Origin of the sequence: Micromonospora sp. CPCC 205539 (genome assembly GCF_036906815.1) — a bacterium.
Classification (GTDB): Bacteria; Actinomycetota; Actinomycetes; order Mycobacteriales; family Micromonosporaceae; genus Micromonospora.
Genome location: NZ_JBAKHW010000008.1, coordinates 81,046 through 94,539, shown reverse-complemented (window position 1 = coordinate 94,539; position 13,494 = coordinate 81,046). Strand labels below are relative to the sequence as shown.

The window sequence follows — 13,494 nt, the reverse complement described above, 5'->3', positions numbered from 1 at the left end:
GGCGCGGCAGGATGGTACGCGTGACGAATCCTGAGGCGACCGGTTACCGGATCGAACGCGACTCGATGGGTGAGGTGGAGGTGCCCGCCGAGGCGTTGTGGCGGGCGCAGACCCAGCGCGCGGTGCAGAACTTCCCGATCTCCGGCCGAGGCCTCGAGCCGGCCCAGATCCGGGCGCTGGCCCAGATCAAGGGTGCCGCCGCCGAGGTCAACGGCGAGCTGGGCGTGATCGACGCGAACGTGGCTGCCGCCATCTCCGCGGCCGCCGCCCACGTGGCCGACGGCGGCTACGACGACCAGTTCCCGGTCGACGTGTTCCAGACCGGCTCCGGGACGTCGTCGAACATGAACACCAACGAGGTGATCGCGACCCTGGCCGGTCGTGAGCTGGGCCGGGGCGTACACCCGAACGACGACGTCAACGCCTCCCAGTCCAGCAACGACGTCTTTCCGTCCTCGATCCACCTGGCCGCCACCGAGGCGGTCGCCCGGGATCTGCTGCCGTCACTCAGCCACCTCGCCGAGGCGTTGGAGAGCAAGGGCGCCGAGTTCGGGACGATCGTCAAGGCCGGGCGTACCCACCTCATGGACGCCACCCCGGTCACCCTGGGGCAGGAGTTCGGCGGGTACGCCGCCCAGGTCCGCTACGGGGTGGAACGGCTGGAGGGCGCGCTGCCCCGGCTGGCCGAGCTGCCACTGGGCGGCACCGCCGTGGGCACCGGGATCAACACCCCGCTCGGTTTCGCCGCCGCCGTCATCGGCAAGCTGCGCGAGTCGACCGGTCTGCCGCTGACCGAGGCCCGCAACCACTTCGAGGCGCAGGGTGCCCGGGACGCGCTGGTCGAGACCTCTGGGCAGCTGCGGACCGTGGCGATCGGCCTGTACAAGCTGGCCAACGACATCCGCTGGATGGGCTCCGGCCCCCGGGCCGGCCTGCGTGAGCTGCGCATCCCTGACCTTCAGCCCGGTTCGTCGATCATGCCGGGCAAGGTCAACCCGGTGGTCGCCGAGGCGATGCGGCAGGTCTGCGCCCAGGTCATCGGCAACGATGCGGCCGTGGGCTTCGCCGGTTCGCAGGGCGACTTCGAGCTGAACGTGATGCTCCCGGTGATGGGCCGTAATCTGCTGGAGTCGATCCGGCTGCTGGCCGCAGCGAGTCGGCTGTTCGCCGACCGCCTGGTGGTCGGCCTGGTCGCGGACGCGGAGGTCTGTCTGGCGTACGCCGAGGGGTCACCGTCGATCGTCACCCCCCTCAACCGCTACCTCGGGTACGACGAGGCCGCCTCGATCGCCAAGGAGGCGCTGGCCAAGCAGACCTCCATCCGTGAGGTGGTGATCGCCCGAGGTCACGTCGACTCCGGCAAGCTCACCGAGACCCAGCTGGACGAGGCCCTCGACCTGCTCCGGATGACCCACCCCTGACCGGTGCCGCCCGCGCAGAGAGACAGCAACTTCGGCGAAGTTGCTGTCTCCGCGCGTACCGAAGCAGCAGTTTCCCCGAAGTTGCACGGATCTTGCGGCCCCGGGCGGCACATCGCTCGACGGCGTCGCGGGGCGGGCGGAGGATCGTCGCGTGAGTGGGGCTGACGCTGAGCTGTTGCCGCTGACCGAGCGGCTGCGGCTGCGCCGGCTGACCGTGGCCGACACGGACGCGCTGGTCGAGCTGGACAGCGACCCCGAGGTGATGCGCTTTCTCACCGGTGGTCGGCCCACCCCGCTCGCCACCGTTCGCGACGAGCAGTTGCCGCGGCTGTTGGCCCAGTACGACCGGCATCCCGGGCTGGGCCGCTGGGCGGCACTGGGCCGGGAGAGCGACGAGTTCCTGGGCTGGTTCGCGCTCGACCCGTCGGCGGACGGCACCGAGGCCGAGCTGGGCTACCGGCTGCGCCGCACGACGTGGGGGCGTGGCCTGGCCACCGAGGGGTCCCGGGCGGGACGACCCGATCCCCGGCACCGAGCACGGCGAGGTGGAGTACGAGCTGCGGCGCGAGGAGTGGGCTGCTGCTCAGGAGCGCCCCGCCGCCCTCCGGGCGCGGTAGGCGGTCACCGCCGCGCGGTTGCCGCAACCGGCTTCGCAGAAGCGCCGCGAGCGGTTGCGGGAGAGGTCGACCACCACGTTGTCGCAGTCCGGGTACTCGCACACGCGCAACCGACTCAACTCCCGGGCGCGGACCAGGTCGGCCATCGCCATCGCGGCCTCCACCGCGATCCGGGTGGCAAGCGGCGCGTCGCGGGGCACGGCGTGCAGGTGGTACGGCTCGTCGTCGTGCTCGATGAGCTGCGGCAGCGCACGATGTTCGCGCAGCAGGCCGTTGACCACGGCGACGATCTCGGCCGGTTCGGCGTACCAGATGCGGCGCAGTTGGGGCCGCAGCTCCCGGACGGCGCGCAACTCGGCGTCGGTCTGCTCGTGTCGGCCGCTGTAGCCGTGCTGGATGAAGAAGGCGTCCAGCGCCGCGACGTCGGGCAGCAGCTCACCGTCCCGGCCCGCAGTGTTGACCAGTGCGGCGGCGGCGATCAGCGAACATTCGGTGTCATGAGCGAAAAGCAACTTGACTCCTGTCACTCGGCGCGCCTAGCGTCATGGGCACAAGGATAGTTTGCTCATGACACCGTTGCTGATCCGAGGAGCCTCGCATGGAATCACGCCCCGCCGCCGGCGCCGGGCTGGCGCTGCTCTCCGCGGTCACGTTCGCCACCTCGGGCACCTTCGCACGGTCGCTCATCGAGGCCGGCTGGTCGGCCGAGGCCGCGGTGATCGCCAGAATCTCCGTGGCCGCCCTGGTGCTGGCGATCCCCGCCGTGCTGTCGCTCCGCGGCAGGTGGGCCGTGCTGCGGCGGAACACCCTCCCGATCGGGATGTTCGGGCTGCTCGGTGTGGCGCTGGCCCAGGTCTGCTTCTTCAACGCCCTGCGCTATCTGCCGGTCGGCGTCGCGCTGCTGCTGGAGTACCTGGGCGTCATCCTCGTCGTGGGCTGGATGTGGCTGTTGCACGGGCAGCGCCCGCGCCGGCTCACCGTGGCCGGTTCGGCTGCCGCCCTGGTCGGCCTGGTGTTCGTGCTGGATCTCACCGGCAGCACCAGCCTCGATCCGGTGGGCGTGCTCTGGGGGCTGGGCGCAGCGATCGGTCTGGCCGGCTACTTCGTGCTCGCCGGTCAGGTCGACCCCCGGCTGCCCTCGGTCGCGATGGCCAGCGGCGGGATGGCCGTCGGTGCGGTCGTGCTGCTCCTCGCCGGGTTCACGTCTCTGCTGCCGCTGCGGGCGACCTTCGGCGAGGTGACCTTCGCGGGGCAACGCACGAGCTGGCTGCTGCCCATCGCCGGGCTCTCCCTGGTCGCCGCCGTGATCGCGTACCTGTCCGGGATCGCCGGCAACCGGATCCTCGGCCCTCGGCTGTCGTCGTTCGTCGGGCTGACCGAGGTGCTCTTCGCGGTGCTGATCGCCTGGCTGCTCCTGGACGAGCTGCCCACCGCGTGGCAGCTGTTCGGCGGCGCGCTGATCGTCGCCGGGGTGGCCCTGGTCCGCCTCGACGAGCTACGAGGGTCGCGGCCCTCGCTGGAGGCACCGGTGGCCGTCCCTGCGCTCGCGGCCAAGGGCCGGTGAGACAGTAGGGCCGTGCTGACCACCGTGGTGTTCGACGCCGACGAGACCCTGCTCGACCTGCGCCCGGCGGTGACCGGTGGGCTGGTGGCCGTCCTCGACGAGATGCGACGTCTCACGCCGGCGGCGGCCGAGGTGTCCCTCGCCGAACTGGAGTCGGACTGGGGCGCGGTCTTCGGTGAGTTGAGCGCCGCGCCCGTGACGGAGATCCGCCGGGCCGCGCTGGCCCGGTCGCTGGCACGCGCCGGGCTGGGCGCCCACCTCGATGAGCTCGCCACCCTCTTCTTCGCCCGCCGCTTCGCGCTCACCCGACCGTTCCCCGACGTGCCGCCGGCGCTGGCCGCGCTGCGCCGCCGGTACACCCTCGGTCTCGCCACCAACGGCAACAGCCGCGCCGAACGCTGCGGGCTCGCCGGCGAATTCACCTTCGAGGTGTACGCGCACGAGAACGGCCTACCCAAGAAACCGGCCCCGGAGTTCTACACGGCGGTCATCGAGGCGGCCGGCGTGCCCGCCGGTCAGATCGTGTACGTCGGCGACTCGTGGGAGCACGACGTGGTGGCGCCACGCCGGGCCGGCCTGCGGTCGGTGTGGTTGAACCGGCACGCGCTGCCCCGCCCCGCCGAAGGCGCACCGGACGCCGAGGCGTCGACCATGACCGATCTGCCCGCTGTGCTGATCGGCCTCGACGGATGAAGGCGAGATTCACCGCCATAACGGACGTTCACCTGGCGTAAACCCTGCGGCTGTTGTCTGATGGCTGCCACGTCCCTCAACGAGAGGATTCGATGTGGTGAGCAAACGCTTCACCGTTGGCACCGTCGCAACCGCAGCGGTGCTGGCACTTACGGCGACAGGTCTGGGTGTGCCGGCAACGGCGGCGCCGACCAGCGTCCGCACCTTCACCGTCGTCGCCGAGGACGGCGTCGCCGCCGACGCGGCGGTTGCCGCCATCCAGGCGGCCGGAGGCACCGTGGTGTCCCGGTCCGACGAGGTCGGCATGTTCCAGGTCAGCAGTGACCGGGCGGATTTCGCGGCCCGGGCGACCGCCGCGCCGGCGCTGATCGGCGCTGCGGAGCAGAAGGCCATCGGTCGCAAGCCGAAGCTGGACCGGGTCGAGCAGGAGCAGGTGCTGGCGACCACCACGGCGAAGGCCGGCGCCACCGCCGAGCGAGGTGCGAAGCTGGACCCACTCGACGAGAAGCTCTGGGGTCTCAAGATGCTCCGGGCCGACCAGGCCCGCAAGATCGAGCCCGGTGACCGCCGGGTGACGGTCGGCGTGCTGGACACCGGCGTCGACGGCAGCCACCCGGACATCGCCCCGAACTTCAACTGGGCGCTGTCGCGCAACTTCGCGCCGGATCTGACCGATGTGGACGGCCCGTGCGAGGTGCCGAGCTGCCTCGACCCGGTCGGCACCGACGATGGCGGGCACGGCACCCACGTCGCCGGCACCATCGGCGCCGCGGCCAACCGGTTCGGCCTCTCCGGCGTCGCACCGAACGTCTCGCTCGTCGAGCTGAAGGGTGGCCAGGACTCCGGCTACTTCTTCCTCAACCCCGTGGTCAACGCCCTGGTCTACGCCGGGCGGTCCGGGATCGACGTGGTCAACATGTCGTTCTACGTCGACCCGTGGCTCTACAACTGCACCGCGAACCCGGCCGACTCCCCCTCGGCGCAGGCCGAGCAGCGGGCCATCATCAAGGCGATGAAGCGGGCGCTGACCTTCGCCCACAACAAGGGCGTCACCCTGGTCGGCGCGCTCGGCAACAACAACGAGGACCTGGGCGCCCCGCGAACGGACGTCAGCAGCCCGGACTACGGCGCCGACCCGTACGACCGGCCGATCGACAACAACAGTTGCTGGGACCTGCCGGCCGAGGGCCCGCACGTGATCGGTGTGTCGTCGGTGGGCCCGTCCGGCAAGAAGGCGGACTTCTCCAACTACGGCACCGAGCAGATCTCGGTGGCCGCGCCGGGTGGCTTCGCCCGGGATGGCTTCGGGACCCCGACGTACAACAGCCCGGGTAACCGGATCCTCTCCACCTACCCCCTGAAGGTGCTCCAGGAGGAGCCGATCTCCGCCACCATCCCGGATCCCCGGGTGGACGCCGACGGCAACATCGACCCCCGGGTGGCCACGCTCGTCTTCAAGGAGTGCAAGACCAACGGTGAGTGCGGCTACTACACCTACCTGCAGGGCACCTCGATGGCGTCCCCGCACGCCGCCGGCGTCGCCGCGCTGATCGTGAGCCGGTACGGCAAGGCTGAGCGCCGGGGCGGCTTCGGCATGTCACCGGACCTGGTCGAGCAGCACCTGTACCGGACGGCCGCCGAGCACGCCTGCCCGGAGCCGCGGCTGCAGCAGTACCGCAACGAGGGCCGGGACGAGACCTACGACGCGTACTGCGCCGGTGGGGTCAACTTCAACGGCTTCTACGGGTACGGGATCGTCGACGCGTACGCGGCGGTGAAGACCCCGCTCAAGCCGAACGCCCAACCGTAGGGCAACGCGAAGGGGCCCGGTCGACGAGGTCGACCGGGTCCCTTCGCCGTCTCCGGATCGCGCTCGTGGGGCGCGCGTGCTCGCTTGATCAACTCGGGTTCCTTGAAAGCGGGGTGTGAACGGCGGGTGGAAGGCGCGGTTTCCAGGAAGTCGAGATGATCAGGGCCGGGAGGATCATCGACGCCAGCCTCGGGCGGCCAGCGCGGTGCGAACTTCGCCGAGCACTGCCGGAAACTCGGTGTGCAGGCGCTTGCTGGTCACGTGCAGCACCAGCCAACCTGCGCCGACAAGCTGATTGAGCCGACGGCGGTCGCGGTGAAGGTGCTCGGCGTCGGCGTGCCACTGCCCGTCGTACTCGACAGCCACCCGGTACTCGGGCCACGCCAGGTCCGGATGGAGGACGAGGCCGTTGGACAGGCGGACGGCGTGCTGTACGACCGGACGGGGTAGCCCGCCGAGCACCAGCCGCACCCGGAGGTGCGACTCCGGCGGAGACTGGGCCCCCGGATCAGCCAACTCGAACACCCAGCGCGCCCGGCGCCCACCGGCTCGGTCCGCGTTGCGGGCGGACACCTCGGCCAGCGTGCCGCGATCGACCAACCCCTGCCCGAGCAGCGAGTCGACGATCGCGACCGCTCGTACCGGCTCCAGCCAGACGGCGGTCTCCCAAGCAGCCTGGCCGGGATCGGTCCGGGGTAGGTGGCCGCCCGCCTGGCTGGCCGGCACTCCGGGTAGAACGGTGTCCATCCCACGCGCCGCCACGACCACCGCACTTCGGCCGGCCGCGCCCATTGGCCTTGGTCCGCCGGGTGTGGTGGCGGAGGTGGTCGAGTCTCGGCCGGCTGTGCCCGGTGACTTCGGACCGCTAGCGGGTGCCCTGGTCGAGGTTGCCGTATCCCAGCATCCGGGTTGTCCCGCTGGTCGGGGCGGCGCCTCTGGGGGTGGGGTGAATAGACCTACGTGCACGCGCAGGCCACGCTGCGCGCCGATCCGCAGTGTGGGTGGCACCAGGACGTGCACGTCGTCGGTGAAGGTGGCGGCATGCTCGACGCCGTGCAGGTAGGCGGCCGACGGGCCGGCGATCTCCACGCCGGGCGGTAGCCGTAGGAGGACGGCACGACAGGCGAGGGCATGGTCCCGGTCCAGCCGCGCATCGGCGTAGACGTCGTGGCGTAGCCGAACCCACGCGGCACTGCGCAGCTGGTGCTCGGTGAGCAGGTTGTCGCGGATCGCGGCGGAACCGCGGAAGACCTGCCAGGTCAGGGCGTCGGGTCGGTGCGGACGTGGCGGCATGCCGAGCAGCGTGCCGTCCGCCGACCGACCGCCGAAACCCCTGTGGACAACCGGCCCCGGCGCCCCGTGACCGCCTGTGGACAACCGCGATTTGCCGCGCCTGCCGTGCTATGGCGGTGATCCACTCGCAGTCCTGGATGTCGGGTGGTCACGGACGCTGAGACACCGCGAGTTCCATGAAGCCGAGTTGATCAAAACCAGATCACGCCGGTGGGTGTCAGCGGAGGGCGGCGGCGATGGCCGTGGCGGCGGCCAGGACCTGGGAGCCGACCGTGTCGGTGTCCAGCGGTGCGAGCGCGACGACACCGACGCTGGCCTCCAATCCGGGTACGCCCAGCACCGGCGCGGCGACCCCGTACGCCCCGGACTGCAACTCCCCGCTGCTGCTCACCGGGTCCGCCACGCCGACGCGGCCGGCCAGGATGGCCCGGCCCGCCGCTCCCCGATCCAGCGGATGCCGAGCCCCGGTCCGGTAAGCGACGTGGAACGACGTCCAGCTCGGCTCGACCACTGCCAAGGCGACGCCCTCGCCGCCCTCGACCACGGTCAGGTGCGCGGTCGCGCCAGCCTGCTCGGCGAGCCGGCGCAGCGCGGGCAGCGCTGCCTCGGCGAGCAGCGGTTGGGCGCGTCGGGCCAGGTGCAGCACGCCCGCGCCGAGCCGCAGCCGGCCGCCGCCGTCGCGGCGCAGCATCCCGTGCCCGATCAAGGGGCTCAGCAGCCGATAGACGGCAGCTCGCCCGATACCGAGCCGGTGCGCCACCTCGGTGACGGTCAGACCGCCCGGCGCGTCGGCGACCAGGTGCAGCAGCCGTAGACCCCGGTCCAGCGTCTGCGCCGTCTCTCCGGCCCGACCGCCACCCGCGTCGACCCGAACCGTGCCGGCCGCGTCAGCTCGATGGCCGCCCGCGTCGACCCGGCCACCGCCCCCGCCGGCCTGGACCGTGTCGGCCCGGTCGGGGTCCGGGTCGGCGCGGTCCGGACGCGCGGCAGGGGAGGCGGTGGCCGCGTCGGGCCGAACGGCGGCGCTCGAGCGGACCACCGGCTCACCGGGGCGTGCGGTCGCATCCACGCCTGGCAGCGTACGACCCGGCACCGGCGGACCCGGACAGGCGCGGACGGCTACCCTTATACGGTGACGCTACGCCTGTATGACACTGCCACCCGATCGGTGCGGGACTTCGTCCCGCGGGAAGCCGGCAAGGTGGGGGTCTACCTGTGTGGTCTCACCCTTCAGGCCCCGCCGCACATCGGTCACCTTCGCTCCGGCGTCAACTATGACGTGCTGCGTCGGTGGCTGCTGGCCGCCGGTTACGAGGTCACCTTCATCCGCAACGTGACGGACATCGACGACAAGATCCTGGTCAAGGCGGGCGAGCAGGGCCGCCCGTTCTGGTCCATCGCGTACGCCAACGAGCTGATCCTCGCCGAGTCGTACCGGGCGCTGAACGTGTTGGCGCCCACCTACGAGCCCCGCGCGACCGGGCACATCCCGGAGATGCACGAGCTGATCACGAAGCTGATCGCCGACGGGCACGCCTACCCGGCCACCGACGGCTCGGGTGACGTCTACTTCGACGTGGCGTCCTGGCCGACGTACGGGTCGCTCTCCGGTCAGTCCCCGGACGCGATGCAGTCGGCGGGCGACGCCCCCGACCGGGGCAAGCGGGATCCGCGTGACTTCGCCCTCTGGAAGGGCGCCAAGCCGGACGAGCCGGCCGACGCCTACTGGCCATCCCCGTGGGGGCTGGGTCGACCGGGTTGGCACATCGAGTGCTCGGCGATGTGCTGGCGGTACCTCGGCCCGGAGTTCGACATCCACGGCGGCGGTCTGGATCTGACCTTCCCGCACCACGAGAACGAGATCGCCCAGTCCCAGGCGGCCGGGCTGCCGTTCGCCCGCTTCTGGGTGCATCACGGCCTGCTCAGCATCGGCGGGGCCAAGATGGGCAAGTCCGCCGGCAATGCGCTGGACCTGACGTACGTGGATTCGCTCGGGGTGCGGCCGGTGGAGCTGCGCTACTACTACGCCGCCGCGCACTACCGCTCCGTGATCGACTACTCGGAGGACTCGCTGCGGGAGGCGGCCACGGCGTACCGCCGGATCGAGGGTTTCGTGCAGCGGGCGACCGAGCGGGTCGACGACGGGCAGCCCGGTGGGCAGCTCGGTGAGCTTCCGGCGGGCTTCGTCGCGGCGATGGACGACGACCTCAACACCTCCGCCGCGCTGGCCGTGCTGCAACAAGAGATCCGGGACGGCAACACCGCGCTGAGTATCGGCGACGATGTGACCGTCCGCACCACGCTGGCCGCGGTGCGGGCGATGCTGGATATCCTCGGGATCGACCCCCTCGACCCGGCCTGGGCCGGTGACGGCAGTTCGGACGATCTGCGTGCCGTGGTGGATTCTCTGGTCGCGTTGGCGCTGGAGCAGCGCGCGCAGGCCAGGGTCCGTAAGGACTGGGCTGCCGCCGATGCGGTACGCGACCAGCTCAAGCTGGCCGGCGTGGCGGTCGAGGACACCCCCCAGGGGCCCCGTTGGACTATTGGAGAGCAGGACTGATGGCCGGCAACTCGCAGCGCCGTGGCCGGCGACTGACGTCGAAGGCGGGCGCCCCCAAGGGCACCGGCGGCAAGAACAAGGACTCGTTGGCCGGGCGCGGGCGCACCCTGCCCGCCGACGAGCGGCCCTGGCACAAGGGCTACTCGGGCACCGAGAAGCTGCCTCAGCGCACCGCCTGGAAGCAGGACAAGGAGCGCCGTGCGGCGGCCGAGGAGGGGCGCTCCCCGAAGATCGGTCAGCCGGGCAGCAAGGACACCACCTGGGGCAAGGGCGGCGGTCGTGGCGTACCGGTCGGCCGGGGTGCCACCGGCGGTCGGGGCGGCAAGCCCACCGGGCGGTCCGGCCCCCGGGTCGCGCCGGGGCGCAAGTCCAACCCGAGCAAGGACACCCCGGAGCTGCTGGTCGGGCGCAACCCGGTGCTGGAGGCGCTGCGCGCCCACGTCCCGGCGACGGCGCTCTACACCGCCCAGGGCATCGACATGGATGACCGGATCAACGAGATCATCCGGACCGCCGCCGACCGGGGCATCGCCAACCTGGAGATCAGCCGGGCCGAGCTGGACCGGATGACCGGCGGGGTGCTGCACCAGGGCGTCGGGCTCCAGGTGCCGCCATTCGCGTACCAGCCCTTCGAGGACATGGTCACCGCGGCGCTGGAGCAGCCGGCCCCGCTGCTGGTCGCGCTGGACGGGGTCACCGACCCCCGTAACCTCGGCGCGGTGATCCGGTCGGCCGCGGCCTTCGGCGCGCAGGGTGTCTTCGTACCCGAGCGGCGTGCCGCCGGAATCACCGCGACCGCCTGGCGGACCAGCGCTGGCGCGGCGGCGCGGGTGCCGGTGGCCCAGGTCACCAACCTGACCCGCTCGCTCAAGGCGTGCCGCGACGCCGGCTTCATGGTGGTCGGGCTGGACGCCGACGGTGACACGGACCTCTACAACCTCGACGCCGCGGTCGGCCCGTTGGTCGTGGTGGTGGGTTCCGAGGGGCGCGGGCTGTCCCGGCTGGTCGGCGAGACCTGCGACCTGACCGTCAGCATCCCGATGATCTCTGAGGTCGAGTCGCTCAACGCCAGCGTGGCCGCCGCGGTCACCCTGGCCGAGGTCGCCCGCCGGCGCGCCGTCGAGCTGTAAACACGTCGACGAGGCCCCTTCCCGGCTCCGGGAGGGGGCCTCGTCGTGTGTCTAGATCTGATGGGTCCAGGCGACGAAGAGCAGCGCACCGGCCAGCGCGATCAGCAGCACGGACGGGATCAGCCAGAGGGCGCGCCGCTCCCCGTCGAGACTCCGGGTCAGCCGCTGGTGGATGGCCGCGAGGCCGACCAGGGCGGCCAGCGCGACGGCGGCGAAGGGCAGGCCGATGAGGAAGTGCGCCACCCACGCGCCGGCTAGGGTCGGACCACCCCAGGAGTGGTCGTACGGACCGGGCTCGACAAACCCGTACAGCACGCCCCGCAGCACCAGCAGCAGTTGGATGCCGAGCGGCAGCAGGGCCGCCGCACCGAGCAGCAGGCTGAGCACCGCGTGGACGAGCACCGCGACCGGACCGGGTCGCCGGCTGGGCGTAGCGGTCGGTGCGGCCCCGAGCAGACCGGTGCGCAGGGCCCGCCAACGGGCGGCGGCCGCACCGGCCCCGCCCACCGGGGCCGTTACCAGCGCGAGCAGGGCGACCGGGATCAGCGTCGCGCAGTAGGCGAGGCTGCGGCCGGCCAGGCGACCCATCCGGTGCGGCAGCGAACGACCCGTCGACTGGGCGGCGGAGTGGGCGGGAGTGGCGATAACGGCTGGCACGGCGTCTCCTCGGTTCGGGTCACCGCGACCATACGAGCGCGGCCTGCCGTGCCGAGTCACCCCGGAGAGCCACCTTCGCGCTGGCTCCGCAGGGTGATACACCCGCCGGGGTACGACGACAGGGGCGGCCCGCCGAAGCGGACCGCCCCTGTCGGTGAGGCGTACGTCAGATCCGGGTGCCGGTGGTGGCGTGGAAGACGTGGCTGCGGCCGGTACGCGGCTTGACGAACACCGTGTCACCCATGTTCGGCATGCTGCGCCGGTCGGTGCGGACGACGAAGCGCTCCGAGTTGCCGCCCAGCGCGGCGTGCCCGTAGACGTTGGCGTCCGAGCCGAGGTCCTCGACCAGCTCGACCACGACCGGCATGCCGCCCTCGGTCGGGCTGACCAGGTCGCAGTCCTCCGGGCGGAAGCCCACGGTCACCTTGCCGTCGCCGCCCTCGGCGCGGGCCGCCTCGACCTGCTCGCGGGTCAGCGGGACCTGCAGCTCGGCGAACTCGGCGCCGCTGTCGTTCAGCGCGACGGTCTTGATGTTCATGGCGGGGGAGCCCATGAAGCCGGCGACGAAGACGTTGGCCGGGGTGTCGTAGAGCGCCCGCGGAGTGTCCACCTGCTGGAGAACGCCGTCGAGCAGCACCGCGACCCGGTGACCCATGGTCATGGCCTCGACCTGGTCGTGCGTGACGTAGACCGTGGTGACGCCCAGCTTGGCCTGGAGCGACGCGATCTGGGTACGGGTCTGCACGCGCAGCTTGGCGTCGAGGTTCGACAGCGGCTCGTCCATGAGGAAGACCTGCGGCTCGCGGACGATCGCCCGGCCCATCGCGACACGCTGGCGCTGACCACCGGAGAGCGCCTTCGGCTTGCGGCCCAGGTACTCCTCGAGCTGAAGCAGACCAGCCGCCTCCTTGACCCGCCGGTCGATCTCCGACTTGGAGGTCTTGCGCAGCTTGAGGGCGAACGCCATGTTCTCGTACACCGTCATGTGCGGGTAGAGAGCGTAGTTCTGGAAGACCATCGCGATGTCGCGGGCCTTCGGAGGGAGGTGGGTGACGTCACGCTGGTCGATGTAGATCGAGCCGGCGTCAACGTCCTCCAGCCCGGCGAGCATCCGCAGGCTGGTGGACTTGCCACAACCGGAGGGGCCGACCAGGACGAGGAACTCGCCGTCGCCGATCTCGAGGTCCAGTTCGTTGACAGCGGGACGCTCCTGGCCCGGGTAGACCCGGGACGCCTTGGAGTAAGTGACCGTAGCCATGGTGAAGCGCTTCCTTTCACCGGCAGGAACGTGCCGGACGATCCGAGTGAAGGAGCGACCGGCACGGAGGCCGTGCCGGTCAGCGGACGGGGGTCGGTCGCGGAGGGGCGGCCGGTCTATCGTCCGTGTCACTGCACCGTAAACGGGTTTTCGCGTACTGCCAAGGCGAGGATGATCTGGATCCGGAACAACTCCTACGCAATACGGGCACCCGGGCACGGTCGGGCATCAATCGACGCGCCGCAGGATGCGCGGGCGTCGGGTTGTTGACGTTTCCCGTGCTCGGGAGCCCTCGCGAGCGGGATATTCGGATGTCAGTCGCTATGCTGACCCCGGCGCACGCGCCCCTGTAGCTCAGCTGGCCAGAGCACTCGCCTTGTAAGCGAGATGTCGCCGGTTCGATCCCGGCCGGGGGCTCCAATTCACCAGGCGGTTCCCGCCCGGCCCTGCCGTGAGCCGGCCGGGGAGCGGCCGGGCTGCCGGCGATGTCG

At 71.5% G+C, this 13,494-nt stretch carries 10 protein-coding genes, 1 tRNA gene and 2 pseudogenes; 8 read left to right on the top strand and 5 right to left on the bottom strand.

Translation table 11 applies throughout. From position 1 onward, the window contains the following. Positions 1-11: 11 nt before the first annotated feature. Both V6V47_RS09950 and V6V47_RS09945 read left to right on the top strand, forming a co-directional pair. Positions 12-1,421 carry a class II fumarate hydratase gene (locus V6V47_RS09950; protein ID WP_334627801.1) on the top strand — a complete coding sequence of 470 codons (1,410 nt, stop codon included), beginning with the start codon at positions 12-14 and terminating at the stop codon, positions 1,419-1,421. Between the two features lie 151 nt (positions 1,422-1,572). Then, positions 1,573-1,872, top strand: a pseudogene (locus V6V47_RS09945) (GNAT family N-acetyltransferase); the annotation flags it as partial. Between the two features lie 132 nt (positions 1,873-2,004). Here V6V47_RS09945 and V6V47_RS09940 read toward each other — a convergent pair. Further along, on the bottom strand, positions 2,005-2,550 hold the full coding sequence (locus V6V47_RS09940; protein WP_334627800.1) for a CGNR zinc finger domain-containing protein: 546 nt from the start codon (positions 2,548-2,550) through the stop codon (positions 2,005-2,007). Positions 2,551-2,636: 86 nt separating this feature from the next. On the opposite strand from V6V47_RS09940, the gene V6V47_RS09935 reads away from it, so the two are divergent. From V6V47_RS09935 to V6V47_RS09925, 3 genes and pseudogenes are all read left to right on the top strand, one after another. After that, on the top strand, positions 2,637-3,602 hold the full coding sequence (locus tag V6V47_RS09935; protein ID WP_334627799.1) for an EamA family transporter: 966 nt from the start codon (positions 2,637-2,639) through the stop codon (positions 3,600-3,602). 12 nt (positions 3,603-3,614) lie between these two features. Next, positions 3,615-4,356: pseudogene (locus tag V6V47_RS09930) on the top strand (HAD family hydrolase). Between the two features lie 36 nt (positions 4,357-4,392). Continuing rightward, positions 4,393-6,105, top strand: a complete 1,713-nt coding sequence (locus V6V47_RS09925) for a S8 family serine peptidase (RefSeq protein ID WP_334627798.1) — start codon at positions 4,393-4,395, stop codon at positions 6,103-6,105. A 174-nt stretch (positions 6,106-6,279) separates the two neighbouring features. On the opposite strand, the gene V6V47_RS09920 is transcribed toward V6V47_RS09925, so the two are convergent. After that, positions 6,280-7,398 carry a DUF559 domain-containing protein gene (locus V6V47_RS09920; protein ID WP_334627797.1) on the bottom strand — a complete coding sequence of 373 codons (1,119 nt, stop codon included), beginning with the start codon at positions 7,396-7,398 and terminating at the stop codon, positions 6,280-6,282. A gap of 217 nt (positions 7,399-7,615) precedes the next feature. Further along, positions 7,616-8,224, bottom strand: a complete 609-nt coding sequence (locus V6V47_RS09915) for a helix-turn-helix domain-containing protein (RefSeq protein ID WP_334627946.1) — start codon at positions 8,222-8,224, stop codon at positions 7,616-7,618. Positions 8,225-8,530: 306 nt separating this feature from the next. On the opposite strand from V6V47_RS09915, the gene cysS reads away from it, so the two are divergent. Both cysS and rlmB read left to right on the top strand, forming a co-directional pair. Then, a complete protein-coding gene (cysS, locus tag V6V47_RS09910; RefSeq protein ID WP_334627796.1) occupies positions 8,531-9,958 on the top strand; it encodes a cysteine--tRNA ligase in 1,428 nt (475 codons plus the stop codon). Further along, positions 9,958-11,088, top strand: coding sequence for a 23S rRNA (guanosine(2251)-2'-O)-methyltransferase RlmB (gene rlmB, locus V6V47_RS09905; RefSeq protein ID WP_334627795.1), 1,131 nt, complete (start codon positions 9,958-9,960; stop codon positions 11,086-11,088). Before cysS ends, rlmB begins: the two co-directional genes overlap by 1 nt. 51 nt (positions 11,089-11,139) lie before the next feature. Here rlmB and V6V47_RS09900 read toward each other — a convergent pair whose 3' ends face one another. Further along, positions 11,140-11,745 carry a hypothetical protein gene (locus tag V6V47_RS09900; RefSeq protein ID WP_334627794.1) on the bottom strand — a complete coding sequence of 202 codons (606 nt, stop codon included), beginning with the start codon at positions 11,743-11,745 and terminating at the stop codon, positions 11,140-11,142. A 166-nt stretch (positions 11,746-11,911) separates the two neighbouring features. Continuing rightward, entirely contained in the window at positions 11,912-13,003 is a 1,092-nt protein-coding gene (locus V6V47_RS09895; RefSeq protein WP_334627793.1) for an ABC transporter ATP-binding protein, read from the bottom strand. Positions 13,004-13,346: 343 nt separating this feature from the next. Between V6V47_RS09895 and V6V47_RS09890 the strand changes: the two genes are divergently transcribed. Then, positions 13,347-13,423: transfer RNA gene (locus V6V47_RS09890), tRNA-Thr, on the top strand. The last annotated feature ends 71 nt before the right edge of the window (positions 13,424-13,494 follow it).

Bases quoted from the DNA above. Each gene is read 5' to 3' on its own strand.
- V6V47_RS09950 (WP_334627801.1), top strand. From the start codon at position 12: ATGGTACGCGTGACGAATCCTGAGGCGACCGGTTACCGGATCGAACGC.
- rlmB (WP_334627795.1), top strand. From the start codon at position 9,958: ATGGCCGGCAACTCGCAGCGCCGTGGCCGGCGACTGACGTCGAAGGCG.
- V6V47_RS09895 (WP_334627793.1), bottom strand. From the start codon at position 13,003: ATGGCTACGGTCACTTACTCCAAGGCGTCCCGGGTCTACCCGGGCCAG.
- V6V47_RS09935 (WP_334627799.1), top strand. From the start codon at position 2,637: ATGGAATCACGCCCCGCCGCCGGCGCCGGGCTGGCGCTGCTCTCCGCG.
- V6V47_RS09920 (WP_334627797.1), bottom strand. From the start codon at position 7,398: ATGCCGCCACGTCCGCACCGACCCGACGCCCTGACCTGGCAGGTCTTC.